At 40.7% G+C, this 25,734-nt stretch carries 22 protein-coding genes and 2 tRNA genes; 16 read left to right on the top strand and 8 right to left on the bottom strand.

Translation table 11 applies throughout. From position 1 onward, the window contains the following. The first annotated feature begins 34 nt into the window (after positions 1 to 34). The 11 genes from LBB20_00830 to LBB20_00780 all read left to right on the top strand — a co-directional run bounded on the left by LBB20_00830 (position 35) and on the right by LBB20_00780 (position 13,887). Positions 35 to 1,075 carry a 3-oxoacyl-ACP synthase III gene (locus tag LBB20_00830; GenBank protein ID MDR2735373.1) on the top strand — a complete coding sequence of 347 codons (1,041 nt, stop codon included), beginning with the start codon at positions 35 to 37 and terminating at the stop codon, positions 1,073 to 1,075. Beyond that, positions 1,072 to 2,466, top strand: coding sequence for a Mur ligase domain-containing protein (locus LBB20_00825; protein ID MDR2735372.1), 1,395 nt, complete (start codon positions 1,072 to 1,074; stop codon positions 2,464 to 2,466). Before LBB20_00830 ends, LBB20_00825 begins: the two co-directional genes overlap by 4 nt. 98 nt (positions 2,467 to 2,564) lie before the next feature. After that, positions 2,565 to 3,527 carry a hypothetical protein gene (locus LBB20_00820; protein MDR2735371.1) on the top strand — a complete coding sequence of 321 codons (963 nt, stop codon included), beginning with the start codon at positions 2,565 to 2,567 and terminating at the stop codon, positions 3,525 to 3,527. A gap of 12 nt (positions 3,528 to 3,539) precedes the next feature. Continuing rightward, positions 3,540 to 4,460, top strand: a complete 921-nt coding sequence (locus LBB20_00815; protein ID MDR2735370.1) for an ABC transporter permease — start codon at positions 3,540 to 3,542, stop codon at positions 4,458 to 4,460. A gap of 58 nt (positions 4,461 to 4,518) precedes the next feature. Further along, complete coding sequence (yajC, locus tag LBB20_00810; GenBank protein ID MDR2735369.1) at positions 4,519 to 4,815, top strand: preprotein translocase subunit YajC; 297 nt, start codon at positions 4,519 to 4,521, stop codon at positions 4,813 to 4,815. Positions 4,816 to 4,854: 39 nt separating this feature from the next. Beyond that, positions 4,855 to 7,365, top strand: a complete 2,511-nt coding sequence (secD, locus tag LBB20_00805) for a protein translocase subunit SecD (protein ID MDR2735368.1) — start codon at positions 4,855 to 4,857, stop codon at positions 7,363 to 7,365. 17 nt (positions 7,366 to 7,382) lie between these two features. Next, a complete protein-coding gene (gene recJ / locus LBB20_00800) occupies positions 7,383 to 9,116 on the top strand; it encodes a single-stranded-DNA-specific exonuclease RecJ (GenBank protein MDR2735367.1) in 1,734 nt (577 codons plus the stop codon). A gap of 39 nt (positions 9,117 to 9,155) precedes the next feature. Beyond that, the gene (locus LBB20_00795) at positions 9,156 to 10,586 is read left to right on the top strand and encodes an NAD(P)/FAD-dependent oxidoreductase (protein ID MDR2735366.1); all 1,431 of its coding nucleotides are present in this window, start codon (positions 9,156 to 9,158) and stop codon (positions 10,584 to 10,586) included. Positions 10,587 to 10,657: 71 nt separating this feature from the next. Continuing rightward, the gene (locus tag LBB20_00790; GenBank protein MDR2735365.1) at positions 10,658 to 12,253 is read left to right on the top strand and encodes a CTP synthase; all 1,596 of its coding nucleotides are present in this window, start codon (positions 10,658 to 10,660) and stop codon (positions 12,251 to 12,253) included. Then, positions 12,250 to 12,939 carry a 2-C-methyl-D-erythritol 4-phosphate cytidylyltransferase gene (locus LBB20_00785; GenBank protein ID MDR2735364.1) on the top strand — a complete coding sequence of 230 codons (690 nt, stop codon included), beginning with the start codon at positions 12,250 to 12,252 and terminating at the stop codon, positions 12,937 to 12,939. The genes LBB20_00790 and LBB20_00785 overlap by 4 nt, the downstream gene beginning before the upstream one ends. 30 nt (positions 12,940 to 12,969) lie before the next feature. After that, positions 12,970 to 13,887, top strand: a complete 918-nt coding sequence (locus LBB20_00780; protein ID MDR2735363.1) for an SPFH domain-containing protein — start codon at positions 12,970 to 12,972, stop codon at positions 13,885 to 13,887. A gap of 13 nt (positions 13,888 to 13,900) precedes the next feature. On the opposite strand, the gene LBB20_00775 is transcribed toward LBB20_00780, so the two are convergent. The 3 genes from LBB20_00775 to LBB20_00765 all read right to left on the bottom strand — a co-directional run bounded on the left by LBB20_00775 (position 13,901) and on the right by LBB20_00765 (position 17,215). Further along, positions 13,901 to 13,975: transfer RNA gene (locus tag LBB20_00775), tRNA-Asn, on the bottom strand. Positions 13,976 to 14,147: 172 nt separating this feature from the next. Next, positions 14,148 to 14,234 (bottom strand) — tRNA-Leu (locus LBB20_00770). A gap of 104 nt (positions 14,235 to 14,338) precedes the next feature. Beyond that, positions 14,339 to 17,215 (bottom strand): hypothetical protein, encoded by a 2,877-nt coding sequence (locus tag LBB20_00765; protein ID MDR2735362.1) that lies wholly within the window; start codon positions 17,213 to 17,215, stop codon positions 14,339 to 14,341. Between the two features lie 357 nt (positions 17,216 to 17,572). On the opposite strand from LBB20_00765, the gene LBB20_00760 reads away from it, so the two are divergent. The 4 genes from LBB20_00760 (at position 17,573) to LBB20_00745 (ending at position 21,670) form a co-directional block, all read left to right on the top strand. Continuing rightward, positions 17,573 to 18,907 carry a ComEC/Rec2 family competence protein gene (locus tag LBB20_00760; protein ID MDR2735361.1) on the top strand — a complete coding sequence of 445 codons (1,335 nt, stop codon included), beginning with the start codon at positions 17,573 to 17,575 and terminating at the stop codon, positions 18,905 to 18,907. A 46-nt stretch (positions 18,908 to 18,953) separates the two neighbouring features. Continuing rightward, a complete protein-coding gene (locus tag LBB20_00755; GenBank protein ID MDR2735360.1) occupies positions 18,954 to 19,943 on the top strand; it encodes a MoxR family ATPase in 990 nt (329 codons plus the stop codon). A gap of 17 nt (positions 19,944 to 19,960) precedes the next feature. After that, positions 19,961 to 20,872, top strand: coding sequence for a DUF58 domain-containing protein (locus LBB20_00750; GenBank protein ID MDR2735359.1), 912 nt, complete (start codon positions 19,961 to 19,963; stop codon positions 20,870 to 20,872). 120 nt (positions 20,873 to 20,992) lie between these two features. Beyond that, a complete protein-coding gene (locus LBB20_00745) occupies positions 20,993 to 21,670 on the top strand; it encodes a type II secretion system GspH family protein (protein MDR2735358.1) in 678 nt (225 codons plus the stop codon). A gap of 3 nt (positions 21,671 to 21,673) precedes the next feature. On the opposite strand, the gene LBB20_00740 is transcribed toward LBB20_00745, so the two are convergent. Genes LBB20_00740 through nusB form a run of 5 tightly spaced genes read right to left on the bottom strand, consistent with a single transcriptional unit; the run spans position 21,674 to position 23,842 of the window. After that, the gene (locus LBB20_00740; GenBank protein ID MDR2735357.1) at positions 21,674 to 22,357 is read right to left on the bottom strand and encodes a (d)CMP kinase; all 684 of its coding nucleotides are present in this window, start codon (positions 22,355 to 22,357) and stop codon (positions 21,674 to 21,676) included. Further along, positions 22,354 to 22,698, bottom strand: a complete 345-nt coding sequence (gene rnpA / locus LBB20_00735) for a ribonuclease P protein component (protein ID MDR2735356.1) — start codon at positions 22,696 to 22,698, stop codon at positions 22,354 to 22,356. The genes LBB20_00740 and rnpA overlap by 4 nt, the downstream gene beginning before the upstream one ends. Beyond that, complete coding sequence (rpmH, locus tag LBB20_00730) at positions 22,689 to 22,838, bottom strand: 50S ribosomal protein L34 (protein MDR2735355.1); 150 nt, start codon at positions 22,836 to 22,838, stop codon at positions 22,689 to 22,691. The genes rnpA and rpmH overlap by 10 nt, the downstream gene beginning before the upstream one ends. Positions 22,839 to 22,889: 51 nt before the next feature. Further along, positions 22,890 to 23,378, bottom strand: a complete 489-nt coding sequence (locus tag LBB20_00725) for an adenylyltransferase/cytidyltransferase family protein (GenBank protein ID MDR2735354.1) — start codon at positions 23,376 to 23,378, stop codon at positions 22,890 to 22,892. Further along, positions 23,375 to 23,842, bottom strand: coding sequence for a transcription antitermination factor NusB (nusB, locus tag LBB20_00720; GenBank protein MDR2735353.1), 468 nt, complete (start codon positions 23,840 to 23,842; stop codon positions 23,375 to 23,377). The genes LBB20_00725 and nusB overlap by 4 nt, the downstream gene beginning before the upstream one ends. 155 nt (positions 23,843 to 23,997) lie before the next feature. Here nusB and yidC point away from each other — a divergent pair, with 155 nt between their 5' ends. After that, positions 23,998 to 25,725 carry a membrane protein insertase YidC gene (gene yidC / locus LBB20_00715; GenBank protein MDR2735352.1) on the top strand — a complete coding sequence of 576 codons (1,728 nt, stop codon included), beginning with the start codon at positions 23,998 to 24,000 and terminating at the stop codon, positions 25,723 to 25,725. Positions 25,726 to 25,734 lie beyond the last annotated feature (9 nt).

Raw genomic sequence — 25,734 nt, 5'->3', positions numbered from 1 at the left:
GTTTTCCACCGTTACCACGTTAGCATAGGATCTGATGTTTTTTTCCTTCGAAAATGTTTCGATCGAGGCCATGGACTATGTTTTACCACCGGAGTGTGTATCTTCAGATTCAATAGAAGGCCTGTTACATAGCACCTATGAGCGATTGAGATTGCCAAAAGGGCGGCTGGAGTTGATGACAGGAATAAAGGAACGGCGCTTCTGGAAAGATTATAAAAAACCATCCGAAGCCAGCGCAGAAGCGGCAGACAAATTATTCTCTTCCGGCACATCACAGTTCAAGAAGAATGACATAGAGCTGCTGATACATTCTTCGGTGTGTAGAGATCGGATTGAACCATCGACGGCTGCCTATGTACACAACATACTGGGCCTCAGCAAGTCTGCGCAATTTTTCGATCTATCAAATGCCTGTTTAGGGTTTTTAAACGCCATACTCATCGCCGGAGGAATGATAGAATCCGGCCGGATAGGCTGCGCGCTGATAGTTTCTGGAGAAGATGGTAAGCCAGTGCTAGATAACACCATATCCATACTTAATTCATCTCGTTTTGATAGAAATGAAATCAAACCATATTTTGCGAACCTGACGTTGGGCTCCGGAGCCGTTGCTGCACTGCTATGCCACAGTTCACTTTCCACTTCCAGCCCAAGGGTAAAATACGCAAATGTCCTGTCAGATTCCAGTGCCTGCAACCTATGTGAAGGTGATGTTGCGAATAATTCACTAACCATGCAAACCGAATCCGAAAAATTACTGAACGCCGGCATATCATTGGCATCATCGAACTGGGAAAAATTCTGTAAATCATCCGGCTGGAATGATAAAATAATTGACAAATCTCTATGTCATCAAGTAAGTAGAAGACATATGGTAAGGCTTTATGAAACACTGGGATTAGATATTCATAAGGATTTTTCCACCTATACCTACCTAGGTAATACTGGTTCAGTAGCACTACCGATCACATTAGCCATAGCCAGATCAACCGGATTGATAAAAAATGACTCAAATTATGCATTGCTTGGCATAGGTAGTGGATTGAGCTCAATAATACTCGGTATACGTACATGAAAATTTATTTTATAGGAATCTGTGGGACGGCCATGGGAAATGTGGCGATTATGTTAAGTAAACTTGGTCATGGCGTATGTGGTTCTGATTCAAAGCCATATCAGCCAATGGCCGGACTGTTAGAAGCAAATAATCTCGAAATATATGATTCCTTCTCTGCCGCTAGAATTGAGTACCTGAACCCCGATGTGGTCATTGTAGGGAATGCCATACCCAGAGGAAATGAGGAAGTGGAATGGTTACTGTCTACAAAAAAAATACCCTATTGTTCCTTACCTGAATTTATTCATAGGGAAATAATAAAAAAACGACTAAGCATCGTCATAACTGGTACCCATGGAAAGACAACCACAACAACCTTGACCTCATTCATACTGGAAAAAAATGGTCTAAATCCAGGATATATGATAGGTGGAGTGCCATTGGATTTCTCATCCGGAAGCCATATTGGTGATGAAAATGGTCCATTTATAATAGAAGGTGATGAGTATGATTCGGCATTTTTTGACAAAAGAAGCAAGTTTATACACTATGCGCCGGATATACTTGTGATTGGAAATATAGAGTTCGACCACGGTGATATTTTTCGCGACATCCAGGATATCAAAAAATCCTTCAGCTATCTTGTACGAGTTGTTCCATCAAATGGTTGCATCGTCGCCAATGGTGATGACCCAAATATCAGGTCCATTCTTCCAGTAAACTGGACGAAATCCATATTTGTTGGTGAAAATGACGATAATGACTACCTGCTGAGGAATTTTGTGGTCAACGACTCGTTTACCACCTTCGAAATTGTTGAAAAAAAATCTGGCAGAAAAATGCAGATAGCATCGAGTTTATTTGGTAAGTACAATGCTCGCAATACCATGATGTCAATCATCGCATCGGGCTTGGCCATTTCCGGTGACCCCCTTGGAACTGACATCAGATGGCTACCGGATTTCAAAGGCATAAAAAAACGCCAAGAAGTGTTGGTCTCTAACGAAAAATTAACCGTAATTGACGACTTCGCACACCATCCAACTGCCATAAAAGTAACCCTGGAAAGTCTCAGACAAAAATACCCCGGCCATAGGATTATAACTTGTTTTGAACCAAGAAGTAACACCGCTTGCTCCAACGTATTTCAGAACGAGTTCATCGGTGCATTCGATGAATCCGACCATGTGTTCATAGCAAATGTATTTAAATCCAGAGAAACCACTCTTGATACCGCCAGGCTCTCCGAAGATTTAAACAAAACTGGTATAAGTGCCAGGGCACTGAACAATGAAGAAATTTTGTCGGCCCTGACAGAAATGAAATTTACCGAAGCTACCGTTGTGGCTTTCCTATCCAATGGAAATTTTGGTAACATACCGAAAAAATTTGTGGAAATTCTCGGCTAACATGATAAACAGCCATGAATTTTGGATATCATACCCGGTGGGTTAATTTTGTCTTTCTTTTTTAATATATTATAAATAATAAAAATTACTCTAATATTATGAAATCATTTTTCTGTTCACTTGCCTCAATATTTATGGGCTGTTTCGTACTTGCTTCGGCTACAACAACGCCTCAGGACCCAACTATACTATACATGAATCAGATAGCAGCCGTAGCCAATGATAGGGCAATCACATCCCATCAAATTGGAGTACAACTGTCGGAGGAAACCAACGGTAGATACAATAACAATCCAGATATGCTGGACAAACTCGGTCGAAAAATACTTCAGCATAATATAGACATGGAATTGATGAATAAAGAATTCGAAAGGATGAAGGGCAAAGCACCAGAACACTTTAAGGATAAGAGATTTATACAAATCCTCAACGAAGATTTTGGAGGTAACCGGGTGATATTCTCCGAATATCTTCATATGACCGGTCAATCAGCCAAAGCATTCAAAGATGATATACAAAAAAATGCCATATCGAGCTTTATGCTTAAGCAAAGGATTGGTCAACACTTTGAAGTAAGCCCACTACAGATAAAAGAATTCTACGATGCACATTATAATGATTTTTATAAAGATGCGGAAATAGACATATCTCAGGTAGCGATTTTCCCTCATAATGGTTGTCAGGATATCGATGCCACCATAGATGATATTTACAAAAAATTCTCAAAAAATGAAAATCTAAATGAAATAGTAAAAAAATATCACAATAGCTGCGACATATCAGTAACTCCACTTGGGAAAATTTCCCTAGCCGATGTCATCGACGAACTACGTCAAGAGGTCGGCTTATTACAGGAGGGCATGGCATCGAAGCCAATAAAAATCAAAGGACATTACATTATGATAATTGTCAACAAATGGATATCTGAAGCCCATCAACTGACTCTCCAGGAAGCATCCGATGATATAGAGAAAAAAATTTCCAAAAAACTCAGTGAAGAGCTTTATAATAAATGGATTGCTGGTCTGCGTGCTCGTTATTACAATAAAACCTTTATATAATGCCTGCCTGTCATGTTTAAATTTTTAATACGCCGAACATTGTATGCGATACCTGTGATTTTAACGGTAATAACCATAACTTTCTTTATTGTCAGAATCATACCGGGCGGACCTTTTGACATGGAACGGGAGGTTCCCAGCGAGGTAAAAGTAGCTTTGAACAGCTATTATGGATTTGATAAGCCATTGATAGTTCAGTACTTCAACTATGTAAATAACATGCTACATGGTAACTTCGGGCCATCCTATAAGTACACCGATTGGGATGTGACCGAATTGGTGATGACCAAGGCACCCATAAGTTTCGAATTAGCATGCTATGGACTGTTAATAGCAACCACATTTGGGATTTTATTTGGATCTATCTCAGCCATATACAGTTATACAAAAATCGATATTTTTTTCTCATCCCTATCGAGCCTATGCGTATGCCTACCCACATTTGTGCTGGGCCCAATTTTAGCATATATTTTTGCCATAAAACTTCATATGTTTTCGGTTTCTGGCTGGTCTGATTTTAGCAACAAGTTTCTACCATCAGTGACACTGGGCACGATTTATACAGCCTATATAAGCAAATTATCAAAGGACAGTATACTGGCAGCTATGAACAGGCCCTATGTTATCACAGCCAGAGCCAAGGGTCTTTCAAAACTAAGAATTTTTTTTATCCATGTACTACGCAACGGACTACAACCAGTCATTGCGTTCCTAGGCCCGGCCTTTGCTAGTCTTATCAGTGGAGCCATAGTCATCGAAACCGTATTCAATATTCCTGGCATCGGCAGGTTGTTTATCAATGCGATTTCTAACCGGGATGATACCCTGATCCTAGGTATTGTAAACTTCTATGCCCTACTGATTATTCTATTCAACACATTGGCAGATGTGGTTCAGGTTTGGCTAAATCCACGACAGAAATTAAGCTTATAGGAAAAGAATCTTGCAGTTGTTTAACAAATTTTATTGATCAGGTACAATTAAACCGCGTATGAGTGTTGAATCTGATCAAATTGTACAGTCACAAACACCAGGTATAGGTATTCCTTTACTAGCCTATGCCTTGTTTTTTATTGGCCTATGGTTCATATTGATAGCACCACAAAGGAAAAAGCAGAAGCGCCATGATGAAATGATCAAGGCTCTCAAAAAAAATGACCGCATATTGACCACCTCCGGAATATTTGCCAAAATTATAGATGTAAAAGACAGCATATTTGTGGTGGAAATATCAAATGGTGTTCATGTGGAGTTGCATAGATCATTTGTACATGCAAAATTAGATTAACATAAATCAAATGGTTCACATATTGTTATTTCTGTAATTATGGCTAGGGATATATTTTCAAGGTTAGCGTTATGTATAACGATTGTGTTGGTGTCATTTATATGTTTGATACCAATCAACGATCGAGTGTTCAACGATTACATCCAGCATCGCGCCACATCCAATAAAGAGGAATTTCTGGAGGTGCTAAAAGAAGCTCGAGATATTGTCGACAATAAACAGACGCCGAGCCTGTTTGTCGCAATAAAAGAGGTGGCAAAGGAAAAGCATTTGGATTTGTCACAATACTTCAGTGACCTCAACATAGCCGATGTCAAAAATTTGGAAAAGAAAAATTCCATAATATTGGGCGCGATTTTAAACGAAACCCATAGCAAGCTACGTAAAGGCTTGGATCTGCAAGGTGGCATCTCGTTCACCCTGGAAATTTCCGACGAAATAAAAGCCAAAAAAACCGAAGATTCTTTTATTAATCTTGATAAAACCATCCAGATAATGAGTAAGCGCTTGGATGGCCTCGGGGTGGCAGAGCCAATTATTCGCACCCGGGGAATCAACCAGATTGAAATACAATTACCTGGCCTATCAACCCAGGACAATCCGGAGATAATCGATGCTATCAAAAAGCCAGCGAAACTGGAATTTAGGTTAGTTCATCCTGATTTGGAACCAAAATCTGTCACCGACAGCGACGTTCCTCCTGGCTATGAACTGCTTGTGGAAGAATACGAAGACAAAAACACCGGAAAAATGATAAGCATTCCGATGTATGTTAAGCGAATTCCCGAGATGACCGGGAAATTCATAAAGTCTGCCATACCAGTTATTAACCAATTCGGTGGCTACGAAGTAAGTATCGCCATGACCGATGAAGGTGCGAAAAAATTCGCAACCATAACCAGGAATAATATAAATAGACCTCTGGCGATTGTACTTGATGGCAAACTTTGTTCAGCACCAGTAATTAGAAGTGAAATCGATGAAGGTCGAGCAAGCATTTCTGGTTCATTCTCCCAGCGCGATGCCATCGAACTGGCAAATGTGCTAAACAATCCGCTCGAGTTTGCATTAAAGCTCATAGAGGTTAACGAAATAGGGCCTTCTCTAGCAGAAGATGCCAGAATAAGTTCCATAAATGCTTCTATCGCAGGAGTCTCTTTTGTGGTACTATTCATGGTAGCCTACTACAGAACATCTGGCCTAATAGCAATCATCGCCGTGCTGATCAATACACTGATCACCCTGGCAATCATGGCCCTAATCAAATCAACAATTACTCTGCCTGGCATTGCAGCACTGGTACTAAACATAGGCATGGGCATTGACGCAAATATTCTTATATTAGAACGAATTAGAGAAGAATTAAAGCTGGGGAAAACCATCAAATCAGCACTGGCCTACGGATATAATAGAGCATTTTCGACCATATTCGACGCCAATATAACCACCCTTCTTGTGGCCTTAATACTAATTTGGCTAGGCACCGGACCGGTTCGTGGGTTTGGAATAATTCTATCCATAGGAATTTTCGCAACGCTGTTCTGTGCTCTGGTTTTAAGCCGTGTTATAGCCGAAGCACTTATCTCGCTTGGTTGGAAAAAATTGTTACCAAAATCGCTTTTCAACGAAACACATCTGGATTTCATGAAATATAGAAAATTGGCAGCCATTCTGTGCGGTGTTATAATCATTGCTGGTCTGTCCACCGCAGCCTATAGAGGTAAGCATATCTATGGCATGGATTTCTCCGGCGGAGACGAAATTAGCATTTCCTTTGACAAAAAAATTGCCCTGCAGGATATAGAATATACGGCCAAGCAAATTGGCTTAAAAGAAGTCTACTCTTTATATCAAAAATCCCTTGGTGGGCACTCAGAAATTCTCAAATTGCAAACCGAAGAAGGCAGGGGCGAAGCATTGATCTCGGCACTGAGGACCGAATACCCAGATGCAAACATCTCTATTATTAAAAGAGATAGTATCGGCGCATCGGTTAGCAGCAGCCTAAGATTCAATGCCCTACTGGCAATTATCGTAGCATTGATCGGCATTGTGCTATATATAGCATTCAGATTTGAAGTTGGCTTTGGCATAGGCGCTTTGGTATCAACAATCTATGACATTTTATCAACCATAGGAGTATACATCATTTTCGGTAAACAGTTTTCTTCTCCAATGATAGCTGCGATCCTAATGATCATCGGGTATTCAATCAACGATACCATTGTTATATTCGATAGAATCCGCGAAGAGTTGAATCTGAACCCAGCGCTATCTCTGCGCAATGTAATAAATTTATCCATCAACAAAACGCTATCGCGGACAATCTTAACCAGTCTTACCACATTTTTCTCAGCCTTTGCGTTGTTTTGGTTTGGCACCGGTGTGGTACAAAATATAGCACTTATGTTCATGATAGGGATCACAACCGGCACATTTTCATCCATTTTTGTAGCATCACAAATACTATTCCTATGGCACAATGGTAATCGCAAAAGCATGGATGTTGGTGAAAAGTTATTAAAAAATTCCTTAACCAAGGAATTATAACCTAAATTTAATTCAATTTGGTTAATCAAAATAAAATTCCGTGGCGGTTTGCCGAACTAGATGAGTATTATGTAAAAAATATATCAGAACGACTTAATGTAAGCAAAGTTGCGGCGATGGTTATGGTCAACAATGGTATTACCGACGAAGCCAGTGCCGCACGGTTTATTTTTCCAAAACTAGCGAATATAGCAGATCCATTTCTGATAAAAAACCTGGATCGTGCCGTCGAAGTACTTGATAAACATATACGAGCTCATTCCGAGATCAGCATCATAGGAGACTATGATGTGGATGGAATAACCGGCGTTTCACTTTTTATAGATATCATGCGCCGGTTTGGATTATTCCCAAAGTTCTTCATTCCAAGAAGGTTCACGGAAGGCTATGGTATTTCAGACGAAATAGTCAACCGGGTGCTGATCGAATCACAGCCAAAGCTTCTGGTAGCCATCGACTGCGGAACAAACTGTGCAAAGCAAATCCGCCATTTAACATCTCTTGGCATTGATGTGCTTGTGGTAGATCACCATATATCGAATGGAGAAATCTTTGGTGGATGTGTCATTGTTAATCCGCATATTTCCAATTCAGACGATGACAAGGAATCGCCAAACCTCTGCGCCGTTGGCCTGATTTTCAAACTTATGCATGCCTTCCTCAAACTGCGACGAGAGTCCGATGATGCGATCGCTTTTGACATAAAACTCAGTGATTATCTAGACCTTGTGGCACTTGGAACCATTGCCGATATGGTTCCAATGGAAGGAGAAAATAGAATTTTTACAAAATTTGGGCTGGAATGCCTTGCAGCAAAAAAAAGACCTGGACTGGCAGCTCTATGCCATGAATCTGGCATCCATGATAGAGAAAAATTAAGAGCTGCCGACGTTTCATTCAAACTCGCCCCACGAATAAATGTCTGCGGAAGACTGGCAGATGCTTCACTGCCCGTCGAATTGATGTTATCCAATGACACAAACTTGGCCAAAGAGTTAGCATCGACACTCGAAGTAATGAACAAAGAGAGGCAAAAGATAGAACATGAGATTATCATCCAGGCGTCGAAAATAATTGACACAAATTACCCAAATGCCCCGGGCTTTGTATTGTATGATGAAAATTGGCACTCCGGCGTCGTAGGCATTGTTTCAGGCAGACTCTGCCGTGATTATAACAGACCATGCATTATTTTAGGGAAAGAACGAGGTCTGGCCAAAGGCTCCGGACGCAGCATCCCACCATATAACCTGGTGGATATAATTTTAAAATGCCAAAAAAATATAGAAACCTGGGGTGGTCATCCATTCGCCATTGGCCTATCGCTAGCCGTAGAAAAAATAGATCAATTTCGGACCGGGTTTTGTAACGCAATATCAGCTTACCAACTGGGTGATACGGAAACAGCAATAAACGTAATATGTGAGTTGACACCAAATCAATTGGGCAATGGATTAATTCATGAACTCGATCAGTTACAACCCTATGGACAGAAAAATGAAGAACCAATTTTTTGCATAAGGAATGTGGTTATGACAAAACCAGAAATTTTTGGCCTATATAAAAACCATTTTAAATTCAACATACTAGGCGAAAACAACCTACCAATTTGCTGCATTGTTTGGAATATGGCGGACAATATGCCCGAGCTGAATAGATCCTTCGATATGCTTGTCAAGCTTGGCGCGGATACCTGGAATAACTCAAATCGTCCACAGCTCACAATCATTGATTGGCAATATACTAAATAATATTTGCAAATTTCCTAGAAAATTTAGATAATTCATAAGATGGCTATTATTTCGGATAAATACGATTCGATCATCATAGGCGCTGGATTGTCAGGGCTGGCCACAGGCATAAGGCTGGCCCAGTTCGGGCAAAAAGTCTTGCTGCTCGAGAAACACTATGTTATTGGTGGTCTCAATAGTTTTTACAATCGGCTTGGCCGGCGAATAGATGTGGGGTTGCATGCCATAACGAATTTTGTTAAAAAGGGTATTACCGGCTCGCCCCTATCAAAGCTGTTGCGCCAGCTCAGGATATCGCACGACAGCCTGGAGCTGAGTGAACAAAAATCATCAAAAATACTACTAAACCAGCTTGTTGTTAAATTTAACAACGATTTTTCTCTGTTGGAATCAGAGATCTCACGCCTATTTCCCCAGGCCATGGACAGATTCAAAAAATTGGTTGAAATGATCAAGGCATACAACCCTTTCGCTGAAACCTCGGATTACATTTCGGCTCGCAGCATACTCTCGGAAATTTTAAATAATCGAGAATTGGAAGATATCCTTCTATTGCCTACATCCTACTATGGCAGTGCCAGAGAAAATGATATGGATTGGAGACAGTTTGTAATCATGTTCCGCTCCATATTTCTCGAGGGGTTTGCCAGGCCCTTTGATGGTATAAAAAAAATACTTCAGCTGCTGATAACAAAATTTAACGAACTCGGCGGTGAAAAAAAGCTTCGTTGCGCCGTGAAAAAAATAGAAACGATCAATGGTAAAGCCAGTGGCGTAGTCATTGATAATGATAGATTTATCGAGGCCAATCACATAATTTCTACCATTGGCCATGCGGAGACAATGAAACTGTGTTACTCGGCCAACACCAACGATAATAAAATAGTTGGAAAACTTTCTTTTTGCGAGGCGATCGCCATGTTTGACGGCCAACCGTCGGATTTTGGCTGGGATGATACCATAATTTTTTTTGAGGAAAAAAACCACTTTGAATATCGGACTCCAACAAATATGGCCGATACATCCTCCGGGGTCATTTGTATGCCAAACAACTTTAACTACCAGAATGGCATGAAACTCAACGAAGGCATGCTACGAGTAACCGCTCTGGCCAGCTATGATGCTTGGAAATCAGCACCCATCGATGATTACAGCGAAAATAAATCCAGGTGGTTCAATGCATTGATAGACAAAGCCATCAGCATTTTAACCAGAGATCGCGAAGGGTTTAACAGGCAATCATTTCTAAAAAAAATCATAGATATTGACTTTTTTACACCGCTCACCATCGAACGGTTCACCGGTCACCAAAATGGAGCAATATATGGTTCACCAAATAAGATCTACAGCGGATTACTGCCAATTGAAAACCTGTACCTATGCGGAACCGACCAGGGATTCCTTGGTATAGTTGGAGCCATGCTGAGCGGCGTATCCATTGCAAACAACCACATTCTATCCAAATCATAAATTATTATCAATGAAATGCCACTTTTAGCTTGAGCTTGACCAAAGTCTCATTTTTTTCGTTATGTTCTAGGATGAAATATATTTTCATAACCGGCGGTGTTGTGTCCTCTTTAGGCAAGGGGCTCACGACCGGTTCCCTTGGAGCGTTGCTTGAAAGCCGTGGCTTCAGTGTATGTTTGCAGAAATTTGACCCATATCTCAATATAGATCCAGGTACCATGAATCCCTTTCAACATGGAGAGGTTTATGTGTTGAAAGATGGAACGGAAACAGATCTAGATCTTGGTCATTACGAACGATTTACATCATGTACTCTGTCAAAAAAAAATACACTAACATCGGGGCAAATCTATGAAGCTGTGCTTCAAAAAGAGAGGCGTGGTGATTACCTTGGCAAAACTGTCCAGGTGATACCTCATGTCACAAACGAAATAAAGGAAAGGATTTACGGTGCCGGCGAAGATGCTGATGTGGTGATAACGGAAATTGGTGGAACCACCGGCGACATAGAAGGCCTCCCATTCCTAGAAGCCCTTCGGCAGCTAGCTTTGGAATTAGGCCATGAAAACGTTCTCTTCATCCATGTAACGCTAATCCCCTATCTTCGTGCCGCTGGTGAACTTAAGACAAAACCAACCCAACAAAGTGTGGCGAAGTTGAGGGAAATAGGAATCCAGCCAGACATAATAGTTTGTCGCTCGGAAATACCAATAACCGACGACATGCGCCAAAAAATCAGCCTTTTTTGCAATGTTCCGCTTTCTTGTGTGGTAGAAGAACTTGATCTCACATGCTCCATCTATGAACTCCCCTCGGCTCTGCACAAAGAAAATTTCGATGAAATTGTTATTAAAAAACTCAACCTTGGCGGCTCCGAATGTGATATAAGTGCTTGGGAAAACATCGTGCGACGGCTGAAATCGCCGAAAAATTTTTGTAAAATAGGTGTCATTGGCAAATACACCGAGCTTCAGGATGCTTACAAATCCATACATGAAGCCCTAGTTCATGGCGGCATAGAAAATGACAGTGGCGTTGAGATAGTAAATATCGATGCCGAGGAAATTGAAAAAATGGGCTGCGACGAGCTGCTGAAGTCCATGGATGGCATACTGATACCTGGCGGATTCGGTGTCAGAGGAATAAATGGTAAAATTGACGCAACTCGCTATGCCAGAGAAAACAAGGTACCATTTTTTGGCATCTGCCTCGGGATGCAAATCGCGGCAATAGAGTTTGCACGCCATGTGCTAGGTCTACCAGATGCCAACAGTACCGAAATGGTTCCAAAAACATCCAACCCGGTGGTACAGATGATGAAGGCCCAGAAAAATATCTCGGACAAAGGTGGTACCATGCGACTTGGATCGTTTAACTGCAAATTGTTACATAAAAGCTCGCGGACATTTCAGGCATACAACACGCAGTATATATCTGAGCGTCATAGACATAGATATGAATTCAACAATGATTATTCGTCTCGATTTGAGGAACAGGGCATGATCGTTGCCGGCAAAAACATCGAGCTAGATCTGGTGGAAATACTGGAGTTGAAAGACCATCCCTGGCACATTGCCTGTCAATTTCATCCAGAATTTCAATCAAAGCCGAACAAGCCCCATCCCCTATTCAGTTCTTTCCTGAAGGCGGTCCTTGACAACAAATGAGCAAAAATTTCTCCGCTGCAATAGTCCTCGCCGGAGGGTCAGGCAAAAGATTTGGTAGAGATAAATGCGTAGCAATAGTGAATGACTATCCACTTGTGTATCACTCATTTAAAACTATCTTTGCCACCGGCTTCATGGATATTTTTGTGCTGGTCTACCACAGTGAAAGCCAGAAGGATTTCATCAATAAATACATAGAAAAAACCGATTTTATCTTTTTTGAAAAAGGCGGTGATGATAGAAAATCCTCCGTCTGGAATGGCCTAAATTTTTTAAAAAAAAATTTCCCAAAAGTCAAAAATATATTCATCCACGACGGAGCAAGGCCTCTTGTAACCGCAAAAAACATCATCGATTTGAACGAAAAAATAAAAAATCATCCGGCAGCGGTACTCTATCATAAAATCACCGACACCGTGATTTCATCGGAAGAGGGATGTGTTAACTATATTGATAGAAACACATTATATGCAATTGAAACGCCCCAGGCCTTTGATTTCTCTCTCATCCATGATAGCTACAAAAGCGCCATCGAAAACGGAATTGATCTGCCAGATGACAGCTCAGCAATCATTGATAGGTCCCAGATTCAATTCATCGAAAACAAAACCTGGAATATAAAAGTAACATTCCCTGGAGACCTTGGTATCGTCGGCGCACTGCTCTCCTGTGGCAATTTTAGTTGATTTAGTCAGCTAGATAGCTAGGATAAAACCATGGAAAGTATAATGATTATACCGGTCATGATTACTGGGGCTCTTATGATCCTTATGATCCTGTCTGCAACCCTGTTCACAGTCGAACAACAGACCTGTGCCATAATCGAAAGGTTTGGAAAATTCATCCGCATAGCCTATCCTGGACTCCAATTCAAAATACCAATAATCGACGGCATTCGCGCAAGACTATCGCTACGGATAAATCAGCTTGACGTGAATGTGGAAACAAAAACCAATGATAATGTCTTTATAAATATACTTGTTTCAGTCCAGTATCGTGTCCTGGAAAGAAAAATTTACGAAGCATTCTATATGCTGCAGAGCCCTACACATCAGATCGAAGCCTTTGTATTTGATGTAGTTAGAGCACAGGTTCCAAAAATATCCCTGGATGACGTGTTTGCTAAAAAAGATGACATAGCCGATGCCGTAAAGGTCGAGCTTTCGGAAATGATGGCTGAATTTGGCTACGAAATAGTAAAAGCTCTTGTAACAGATATAGCTCCAGCAGCCAATGTCAAAGCAGCAATGAATGAGATAAATGCAGCCCAACGAACCCGGGTAGCTGCCTCGGAAAAAGGTGAAGCCGAAAAGATACTAAAGGTAAAGCAAGCCGAAGCCGAAGCCGAATCTTCCATATTGCATGGTAAGGGGCTGGCTGGGCAAAGGCACGCCATAGTAGCCGGACTGAAAGATTCTGTCGAAGAATTTGTAAAACAGGTGCCTGGATTGACCCAGAAAGATGTGATGGAAACGGTATTGCTGATACAATACATAGATACACTAAAGGAAATCGCCGGCACTTCTAAATCCAATGTAATATTTGTACCAAGTTCCCCGGGAAATCTAGCGTCACTGGCTGACCAAATAAGAGAATCCATTATCGTAGGCAAGAGCCTAGAAGATAAATTATAGTCAAATTCCATACTGGCTGCCCGGGCAGGATTCGAACCTGCGACCAAGTGATTAACAGTCACCTGCTCTACCGCTGAGCTACCGGGCAACACAACAGTTTTTGCAATAAACGGCTGCGCAGGGATTTGTCAATGTTTTCCTAGGTGTTACTTCATATTTATTGCTAGCAACACCGGATAATCAAAAATAACATTCAATGACTATTTACACTAACTTCTGACAACACCGTATAATTTATAGCAGTCGATTTACCTATAACATGGTGCCCGGAGAGGGGGTCGAACCCTCACTCCATCACTGGAATCGGATTTTGAGTCCGACGCGTCTGCCAATTCCGCCATCCGGGCAAGCAAATGCCAACCTGCCGACTACAGTGGCATTTGCAAGTAAAAATTGATCCAGGCAGTCACCGGGTCCGAATAGCTGTTTTGCATTGAACAAATCAAGATTTTTAAGATTTTTTCAGAGAAAATGCCTTGTTATAGTGCACAAGAAAATTGTTTTTGTAGTTGAATTTTAGTACCTCATCTAAAGCGTCTAGAGCTGCATTAAGGTTGGCATCTGTTTCGTTTTGTACAAAAGTACTACAACACTTAAGCAAGTTCTCGAAAATCTTATTGTCTTTTTTGGTCATCTTATTAACGTTTCCTAGGTTGTCGTTATAAATACATTGCAGCTCATAAAGAATGCCTGGTTTGCTACTGCCTATATTTTTTATAATTCCTGACAGTTCTTGTTTATTGCTACTCTTAAAGGAATTCCAGGTTACACTAACGTTATCCTCTTCTCCGCTAAGACCCATTTGCCACACGTTGAACCTGGAAACAATGTAATTAAGAGTCTCAGTTCCAAGTTGTTGAGTATTTTGGGTAAGCTCTTTAGTTAAGGTTACCTCTATTGGTACGATCTTTTTCAGGCTGTTTTCTATCTCCTCTTTGCCTGGTATTGTATAGGTCGATGGAAGAACCACACTGTACTGAGAATAAACCCGCTTCCATTTGGATTTGGTTTTAATAAACTTTTTTCTGCCAGGTATAGGTTTTGGTTTTGATGATTCTGGCGAAGAGTTACCTGGTATTTTTGCAATAGATGTACTTATTTCTATTTCACCCCGATAAATAAGGCTTTTTATGTTGACAAAAGGAATAAGCTCGGAAGCCGTTAAATTATCATATTTTGACGCAAACCAACTAATCGAGTTTTTCATGCATCTAAATATTTTTTTGATCGATTCAATTTTAGAGTTTTTGGATTTTTCTTTACAAAGGTTTATCAATTTATTAGTAATATCTTTATCGACAAAGTATGATGGTATTTTTATAGTTAACGAAATGGATGTCCCGTCCTCGTCTAAAAACACGCTATTCGAAACATTATGATAATCACAACTTACGGTAACGTTTTCAATAATTCCTGGAATAGTGACCGTCATAGATCCGGCATATCCAATGTCACGAAGTTTCTGGTTTGCGCTATGAGAAAAACTTCCTTTTCTAGAATTTTTATCCTTCGACAACTCCAAAAGTAGCGATAGTTTCTCAATCTCCATGAACATCTTCCTAAACAAAGAAATTTCCTCTTCTGTTTTTGCTGCACTTCTTAGAATCGCCGCGGTGATAATACAGGCTTTCAAAACCCCTAAACGTCCTTCGGAGCCAATTAGATTCTTAGGAGAAAGGCTAGATTCATATTTATGTTTTCTCTTTGTCAATTCCTTTACTAAGGCTTTTTTAGCTTTTAATTTTTTATCTGTATCCGACCCATTTTCTTTATCAACCACGTAGCTAAATCCTATTTTTGAAATTTTACTCTTTTTTCCATAATCATCTTTGGCTTCCACAAGCACTTTTATATCCTGTGCCAATTCTGCCAAATCTGCCAGAGTAGAAACATAATCACGAAGGTCTCCTAAAAATATATAACTTTGATATAGGACTGGAATCTTGTCCTTAATAAGCTTGTCCTTAATAAAATTGCCAGAAAGATCATATTTTGAGCCTATGATTTTCTTAATATCTTTTATATTTAGATTATTTGCTGGAAAACAATCATCATTGAGCAGGGATAAAAAAGGATGCGATTTTTTGTAAATCGTACTTGTACAGCTTGAAGTAAATTCAAATCCTAACTCAATTAAACTGGTTATCTCTGCAGATATTGCAGCTTCCAATGTTTTAGAAACGCTCGACATGGCTCCTTCGGCCCGGGTAATTCGTGGCCAACGTATATTCACGTCAAAAGGTATAACCATAAGCATCTTTAGGAAATTTTCGACATCAGTACCAAAACAAGCTAACAATTCCCGTTCTTTATCCTGTAATCTTTGCCTACTCCCAGAAAGCTCATTAAAAAGGGCTTTAGAAATATGTCCTGGCTGATCTCCTGCCAGTAATTCACCTGAATCTAGCAGTTGCTCAATGGAGAAGAAAAGAGATGTGTAGGCAACCTCTGCACTAATGGTTCCAGAAAGAGAAAAAATATCACCAGGAACTTTTATTTTGACTCCAGCAGAAGCACCAATTTTACTAGATATTTCATACAAAGAGTTAGCTCCTACTCCTTTTTTCACCGAATAGCTTATTCCGGCGCTTAGGCTTACAACACCATTACTAGAAATATCTACCGAAACATCATTGGAAACACCTGCACTAAGCAGCTCTGATTCTGCATCACTTCTGAGTGTCTTCAAAATTTCTGCTGCCATCCCACTTGCTTCTACTGTGTTGATAATCCTTATGGCACCTTTAATAAACTTCGCCAGACCACCGTCGGCCTTAATGTTAGCATCTTTGACTATTAAATCATGAGCATCCAACAAAAAAGGTCTGATTGTAATTAATTTTTCAAAATAATTTTCGTAGCCATCTACAATTTCATGCGTCTTATTTAATTCTTCCAAAATAGAAGATAATTTATTTTTTAGCTCATCATTATTCCTGATGTCATCTACAATTCCAAAGTGTCCAAAAATGAACGGAGTATTCTTTCCTTCATTATCCGTGGTATTTTCTGGATTCAGATAAAACTCAATAACTTTCTTTATGGCAACAGCCAGGTTCTTTCCTTCAAATAGATCGATGACCAAAGGAGTTACGGTATCGTCTTCCAATTTTTCAAAACAATCCTGTGTAAGAGTAAACTCTTTACCAACCAAAGACTTCAGCGATTGTTCGTATTCAGGTTTACATTTATCTGAATCAATAAATTCACGTATTTCATCATACCGTTTTGCAAAGGATGTAGTTGAAGCACCCAGAGCGGTTACGCTAAATAACAAAGAACCCGCACAGATAAGTATATTGTACAAGATAGCCCTAGATAGATACATAATAAAATCAATTATTTAAAAAAATATAAAAACTACAATTATTTACGCTTTTTATATAAAATCATCGCAGTTAATAGGATTGGTGTAAATTTTTCAAGTCACAAATTTTTGCATTGAACAAATCGAGGCCAACTGATACATCCATCACAAATTTTTAATAAGTACAAAAAATTGCTGGAAAACTACCCTCCCCTATTATTCGCTCTGGTTGCTATAATAGTAGGAATAATTTTGTCACAAATTTCCTGGGGAATTTATATAATTTTCATTATTGCATCAGCTATTTGCATAGTACCTGGACCAAAATTAAATAGACTTATTCTGTGCCTAGTCTCTGTGATTTCCTACCTAAATGCTATGTGGCAAATCGATAGTGCTCCACCTAATCCTAGCCACCAGGCCAAACAACACCTGGAAATACATATAACCAAGGTCGCGACCAAATATTTTCGCTCTGGTCTTTATGCCTATGGCAAAGGAATCATAAAGGACGCTGAAGATAGGGTAATCATCGACAAACCCATATACTTTATGCTAAAAACCAATAGCGCCAATCTGTTTCAGTCCCAATCATTTAAAACCTATGCGGCCATTGAAAAAATAGACAACTTAGATAAAAACAATTCATTCTTTTCCTATCTGTACAGATCCAAAGTATTCCTCTATGCGTCGAATGGGACCGTAGAAAAAATAACAGACAACGGGACCAAATTATTCGAACTATACTTCATTGCCCATGAAAAAATCAACCAGGGCCTGACCAAAAATACAACAAAGTCGTTCCTCAGCATATTGCCAGGGATGCTCTTAAGCAGCAAAACAAATCTATCCAAAGAGCAAAAAAACAGCTTCCACAACACCGGTACAGCACATCTTTTAGCGGTAAGCGGTCTGCATATGGGAATAATAGGCTTTTCTCTTGAACTGTTGCTCAGAATACTTGGCCTGAGAAAAAAATTTAGGAGAATTCCCTGCCTGGTGATTGCCTTCCTATATCTTGGCATAATAGGCTCGCCGCCATCGGCTTCCAGAGCATTTATAATGCTATCGTTCTATTGGAGTGCCTGCTATTTCAACCGAAAGCCAAACACATTTTCTTCGCTTATCAATGCGGCCGTATTGTCTCTATTGGTCAACCCAGTACAATTGTTTGACCCAGGCTTTAGGATGTCCTACGGCGTAGCGTACTATATAATACTGCTTGGTGTACCACTGGCAAATAAACTAAAATCCTTTGTATCTATAGACAAATTTGTACCAAAAGACGAAATAACTGCCTCTTCTAAATTGTTAAAAAAAATAATCTATGCCATCATAGATTCCCTGGCCATATCTCTGGCAGCCAATATGGCAAGCCTACCTTTGATCTTTGAATATTTCGGATCCATAAGTCTGGTTGGCATATTGGCGAATATAGTAGTTATTCCCGTGGCCTGGGTCACCATCATCGCAGGAACTCTAACGATACTGTCATTACTCGTTAATATAGAAGCTATTACCAATATGTTGTTGTTCTTCGCTGGCATCGGCGCTGCGGCCATCGAAAACGTGCTCAGTGGCCTTGAAAAATACATACCGCTATTTTGGAGCTGGGATACCACAGCTTGCCACTATGGCACAACAATTTTCGCCATTGGACTATTGATATTACCATTTATTAGACCATATTTTCAAAAAATACAAAAATCATAGTTGCATTGTAAGTTACTGATAATATCCTTATTGAACATAGTTTGATATGAGTGGAGATTTAGCAGAACTTAACAATAGAATAAGAGAATCTTCCAGCTGGGTGTCGCTACTGCGAGATGAAGTTGGTAAAATTGTTGTCGGTCAACGATATATGGTTGACAGAATAATTGTCGGACTACTGGCCGGAGGGCACATACTGGTGGAAGGTGTACCAGGCTTGGCCAAGACTCTGTCGGTAAAAACGCTGTCGGATGCGATTAAAGCTGACTTCAAGAGGATACAATTTACTCCGGATTTATTACCAGCTGATATAATCGGCACACTGATATATAATCCAAAAACCGCCGAATTTGTAACAAAAAAAGGTCCAATTTTTGCAAACATTGTATTGGCCGATGAAATAAACCGTGCACCGGCCAAAGTCCAGAGCGCATTGCTCGAGGCAATGCAGGAAAAACAAGTTACGTTGGGCGAGGAAACCTTCTTCCTTCCAAAGCCCTTCATAGTAATAGCTACACAAAACCCTGTGGACCAAGAAGGTACCTATTCATTACCCGAAGCTCAGGTGGATAGGTTTATGCTAAAGCTCAGCATAGATTATCCAAGCATTTTGGAAGAAAAACAAATAATGTCATCCATGGGGAAAACGTCCCAGGTTCCGAAGGTTACCCAGGTGATTAGCCCTGAGGTGATATTGGAATCGAGGAAGCTTTTAGATAATATATACATAGACGATAAGGTATGCGACTATATCATAAATATTGTCTTCGCAACACGGAAGCCAAGTGACTTCAAATTGGACATGGATAATTTTATTCAGTTTGGCGCATCACCCAGAGCAACCATCGCCCTGGCATTGGCTTCTAAGGCCTGGGCTTTTCTCCAGGGCCGTGGCTATGTGACGCCAAACGATGTTAAGATCATTGGCATGGATGTGCTGAGGCATCGGGTCATAGTGACCTATGAAGCCGAAGCCGAAGAAATGTCATCGGAAACCGTGGTATCGAAGATTCTCAATACGGTACCTGTTCCATAAAATTTGATGATGAATAAATGACCTACAGCAACGAAGTTACTCGAAAAATACTGAAGCATGTTAGATGTCTTGAGATAAGCACTGACCGGCTACTCAATGACCAGCTCATCGGTACCTATAAAAGCATATTCAAAGGTCAAGGTATTGATTTCGAGGAAGTTCGTGAATATGCGCCCGGCGATGACGTTAGAGCCATAGACTGGAATGTTACGGCAAAAATGGATCGCCCATTCATAAAAAAATTTAAGGAAGAACGCGAGCTTACCATGATGATCCTAGTTGATATGAGCGGATCTATGGACTTCGGTAGCTCGAGAAGTAAGCGTGAGATAGCCACCGAGTTGGCCAGCTTATTTGCATTTTCGGCCAACAAAAACAATGACAAGGTAGGACTGATTCTTTTCACAAATATTGTGGAAAAACTTATCAAGCCAGACAAGGGAAGGAAGCATTCATTGCGCATAATACGCGATATTCTGTTTCATAAACCCACAGGCAATGGGACGGATTTTGTAGGTACACTTGGCTATGTGAACAATATTTTGAAAAGACGGTCGATAATTTTTATAATAAGTGACTTCGCCACCGATGAACTGGATCAGAAGTCCGATGACATGATAAGAGCTCTTAAACTTACGGACAGGCATCATGATCTGGTATGTATAAAGATAAGCGATCCAAGGGAGACGTTTATACCAAATATTGGGATCCTCACGTTGGAAGACATGGAAACCGGCGAGGTATTGGAAATCGACACATCCAACAAGACCTATCTTAAAAAGTATATAAGCAGGATGAAAGAAAAAGAATCATATTTCTGCGAAAAACTGAATAAGGCCAAGATAGATGTTCTAAGTATATCCACCGATGAGCATTATATAAAATCATTGGAAAATTTTCTCCATGCACGTAAAAAACGCCGAAACTAGGACATTAATTTTAGCTAATTTGTTAGATAGATCGTTTATTATCAACAAATTGCAAAATGGATGTTGTTTTATAAAATTATATAGACATTTAGGTCCCAATACATAAAGTTCGAATCAACCGTGGGTGTGGAACATAGAAGTGGATTCACTTTGGTTGAGTTACTTGTGGCCATGGCTGTCATAGGCATATTGGTCTCCATGCTTGTGCCAGCAACAAGTAGGGTCATGGAACAGGGCAGAAGAACGAAAGGTGCCAATGCTGTGGCCCAGATAGCTAAAGCCTATTTACAATTTTCAAGCATGAATGGTGAAGGTACGACCATTAACCCCGAGGAAGTGGATACCGTTGGTGAATGGGCCGTGATATTGGCCAAGGCCGGATTACTGAATGATGTCAGAATGTACCTATTCCCGGATGATACCATGGCCACCAAAATCACTTCGAAGATAATCTGTAAGCCCGATGGCAGTGTTGCCGATTCCAATTTCACGAATGCCATCACAAGTATTTGCGTTGCTGCCGGAGTTCCGGCCCACGCTGATCCATCAATCACACCGATAGCCTGGACCAGGGGTCTTGGAGCCGATGGCAAATGGGATACAACCGGTATCTATGGAAACAAAGGAGGATACATTGGGTTTCTAGATGGCCATGTGGAGTGGTTTAGTGATCTCGGCACCGGTCCATCGGACGGTAAGTTGGTAAACAGTGGCACCGGAACACCCACAAATAACATAGCCGAGGCACTTGGTGGCGGAGTTCCGATCCCCACATTAAGAGCGATGGCAATTGATTAATAATCATTTAATTATTAGTGAGTCTGATATCCGGCGGGCTGGCATAGAAGCTGTGATTACTTCAATCATGAACGCCAGGACTTGATCCATATCTAAATGGGTCGTATCTACTTTTATAGCATCTTTTGTAATGTTGGACTCGGAATAATCAATGCTGTCACGCAGGCAAATATTGTCACTACGATTATCATTAATAGAACGATTCACACGTACACCCCTGTCCGCAGTCAGAAAAAATTTGAAGTCTGCTTCGGGTAAAACCACCGAGCAAATATCCCTGCCTTCCATGACAATTCCACCGAAACCATTTTGGCGAGCGAAGTCCACAAGACTCTGCTGATATTTTTTTAAAAACTTTCTCAGCTCCTGATTTTTAGCAAACATCGACACCTGATCATTAACCAGGCCTGATCTTGCATCCAGTTGATCCCTGGTCATTCCATTGATTACCAGGTCAGCACAATTGCCATTTAGTTTTGTGTCCAGCACAGCCGAACCTAAAAACTCGCCTATGGAATCAAAATCATCATAGCTATTACCATCTCTAATCAACAGCGACGTTAGACATCGATAATGATTCCCGGTGTTTACATTCATACAACCAAGAGCCTCAGCCAATCTAGCCGCCGTTGTGGATTTTCCTGAAGCAGCCGTACCATCGATGGCAACTATAATAAAATCCTTCATCTGACCACATGTAAAAACAATCGCTGAAGATCATAGAATTCATCCATGATACCTGGCTTGGCAACCACAAGATAATCGAAGTCCTGCTTTAATTTCTGCTGGTTCAACCTAAAAATTTCACGAAAAATCCTTTTTATACGATTTCTGTAAACAGCATTGCCAACCTTTTTGCCAACCACAACGGCAAACCTAGCCCTACCAAGACCGGAATCATTCCCTAGGGCTTTCACTAAAAACATCCCTCCATCAAAACATGGCCGAACACTCCAAAAAGCTTTAAAGTCAAGCTGTCTTCTTATCCTTTGAGACTTCAGCAATCTATTTGGAGAGATCAGTTGCATGGGGTACTAGCCGACAATCTTTTACGGCCTTTACGTCTACGGGCCGAAAGAACCGCTCTGCCTCCAGAGGTAGCCATCCTTGCCCGAAATCCAAACTTTCTTGCTCTCTTTATCCTGGATGGGTTATAGGTAGGTTTCATAACTATGTAGGCATAGAAGCACCCAAAAGGGTTTTGTCAAGATTGATAGGATTAGATATTTTTTACTCTTTCTATGAGTTTCGTAGTACTCATACCATCAAGGTATTGGGTAAACTCGATCCGGCTACCAATTTCTGTGAGAACAACTCTTTCTTCCTCATTCAGCGTATCCATGTTATAGTCGGAAGATTTCACATATACGTCTGGGCGAAAGAGGCTTAGTTCGGTTGCTAAGTTTAGACCATCGAACAAAAAAACACCATCGACGCACTCCAAGGCAGCCAACATATAAGCTCTTTCCTCCTCATTCATAATTGGTCGGTTATCACCTTTGATCATTTTGACACTATCGTCACTGTTCATGGCAACCCATAGATGATCACCTAGTTTTTTAGCTGATTCCAGCGATAAAACATGTCCCACGTGAAGAAAATCAAAGCACCCGTTTGTCAGTACAACGACAGCACCGGACGTTTTTGCCTCATTACGTCTTCTAACCGCATCTTCAAACGAAGATAATTTATAGTTCACCATCTTCATATATTTGCCGTTCTACACGGCCTATTCAAAGAGTCTTTTACCCTATCGAGGACACCATTGACAAATCGCTTTGAATCATTGTCTGCCAACATCTTAATAATCTCAATGGCCTCGTTTATCGTAACCACCGGGGGTATATCCTGTCTAAATAACATTTCCGCGATAGCCATGCGCAGTACACATAGTTCCACCTTTGCGATCCTGTTTATCTGCCAATTTGTAGCGCATTTCCGTATGGCTGAGTCTATTTCCTCACGGTTAGATAAAACCAATGTAACCAATTCCGACGCGAATGTACAATCCATGCCATCCACATTCACCGCATCAAAGAAGGTAACAAATTCAGAGCCCACATCATCCAGATTTCTGACCTCGGCCATATAAAGAAATTGCACCGCCAGTAATCTATTCGCAGTCCTAGTACCGCTCCCATTCTCACCAACACTCAGTCCAAACTCACACATACGCGATGCTAATGTTAAACATTAATCAAGATGACAGGCAAGAAAATTTTTAAGATTATGAAATATTGTTATAAAATATCAGAGACAATTATTGGATTTTCCTGAAAATCCTTGCAATGGCTTAACAACCTACTTTGGTTTGTAGGCAAATATCTATGGATAAAAGTAGTTTCTGGGCAGGAATGTTTTGCATTATTGCGGCACTTGGCCTCATGCTCTACCACGGCAGTCAAATTAGAACCACAGCTGCTCTGCCTAGGCCTAGCGGTCCTGTTGGCCATGGTTTGGCGATTAATCGTACAACCAACAACGAAGACCTGGTACCGGTGGTTGATCAACAGACCATTTCACAAAAAGATAATGAGCCAAAATATTTCACCATAAAAAACGATAGCATCTTATTGAATCTAAGCAATCTTGGTGGCACAATCGAAAGCGTTTCATTTTTAAAATATCCGGTGAAAAAAGGCGAAACCGAGCCGTTTATTTTTAATAAGGAATCCGATATACCAGCATTGTCCCTGTCGATTTCTGGAGAAAACAGGAAATTTTTTACCAACGAAACGGTGGTCAAGCAACATAACGACAACTCCATATCGTTCAGCTATAAAACAACCAATGGCCTTGTTATCGAAAGGTCCTATTCGGTGCCTCGTGACGAAGAGTCTACAGAAAAATATCTAATAAAACATTCGACAAAATTTACCAACAATGGAACCCAGGCATTTGATCTCAGGGGTGTATTCCTTGAACTTGGTAGTTTTCCGCCAACGGCCAGCGATTCCACCGGAGAATTTCTAAATTTTGGTTACTACGATGGGCGAAATGTCCACTTCCTGAATCTGACCGACTTCAGTGCCAGCAGTGGCTTTCTGGGCCTGGGCCGAAGAGATGCTCGCGAAGTAATATCTAGCAAGTCTACGATCAGCTGGGGCTCTGTAAAAAACCAATTTTTTGCGGCGGTTTTGAGACCAAACACACCGGCCTGTGGATTTTTGGCCTTTCCTGCCAAATCCTACGATTACATGTCAAAAAGTGCCAAGGACACCGTGGCCGGATCTTTGGAATTCAACCTTGGCATTCTAAATGCCGGTGAAACCAAAATACTTGAGGCAGAATTCTATACCGGGCCCAAGGACTTCGTTAAACTGGATAGGCTTGGTCATAACCAGGATTTGGTCATGCAATTCGGATTTTTCGGCTTTATAGGGAAAATTCTTCTGCTGATGATGCGAGGAATTCATTCGATTATAAGAAACTGGGGCCTGACGATCATCATCCTGACGCTGATAGTTAAATTGGTCTTGTGGCCTTTAACCACGGCCCAGGTTCGATCATCTCGTCGGATGGCAAAAATCCAGGAACCTATGCGCGAAATAAAGGAAAAGTTTCGAGATAATCCGCAAAAACTACAGGCAGAAACAATGAAGTTGTTTAAAGCTAATAAGATAAATCCGGCCGCCGGCTGTCTTCCGATTTTTATCCAAATACCGATATTTTTGGGCTTATACTCCATGCTGAGGACTGCGTCAGATTTGAGATTTGCTGAGTTTTTATGGATAAAAGATCTGTCCATGCCAGACACATTGGGAAGGATCGGGGCCTTTCCGATAAATCCGTTGCCGTTTATAATGGGACTTACTACCTACCTGCAGATGAAGATAATGCCAAGCCCAAGCATAGACAATGTTCAGAAAAAAATGTTTCAGTTTATGCCAGTAATTTTCACATTTTTTTGTTATAATTTGCCATCCGGGTTGGTTCTATATTGGACAATTCAAAATTTATTCACAATATTACAGCAATTTGTGTTGAATAACAAAAACCTAGAGGTCGATCCGGCCGAGCCTGATCATGGTAAGAAAAAAAAGCGAAAAATTTAGGAGGAATTA

It is taken from the genome of Puniceicoccales bacterium, from assembly GCA_031283585.1.
Classification (GTDB): domain Bacteria; phylum Verrucomicrobiota; class Verrucomicrobiia; order Opitutales; family LL51; genus JAIRTH01.
This window is presented reverse-complemented; position numbering and strand designations above follow the sequence as displayed.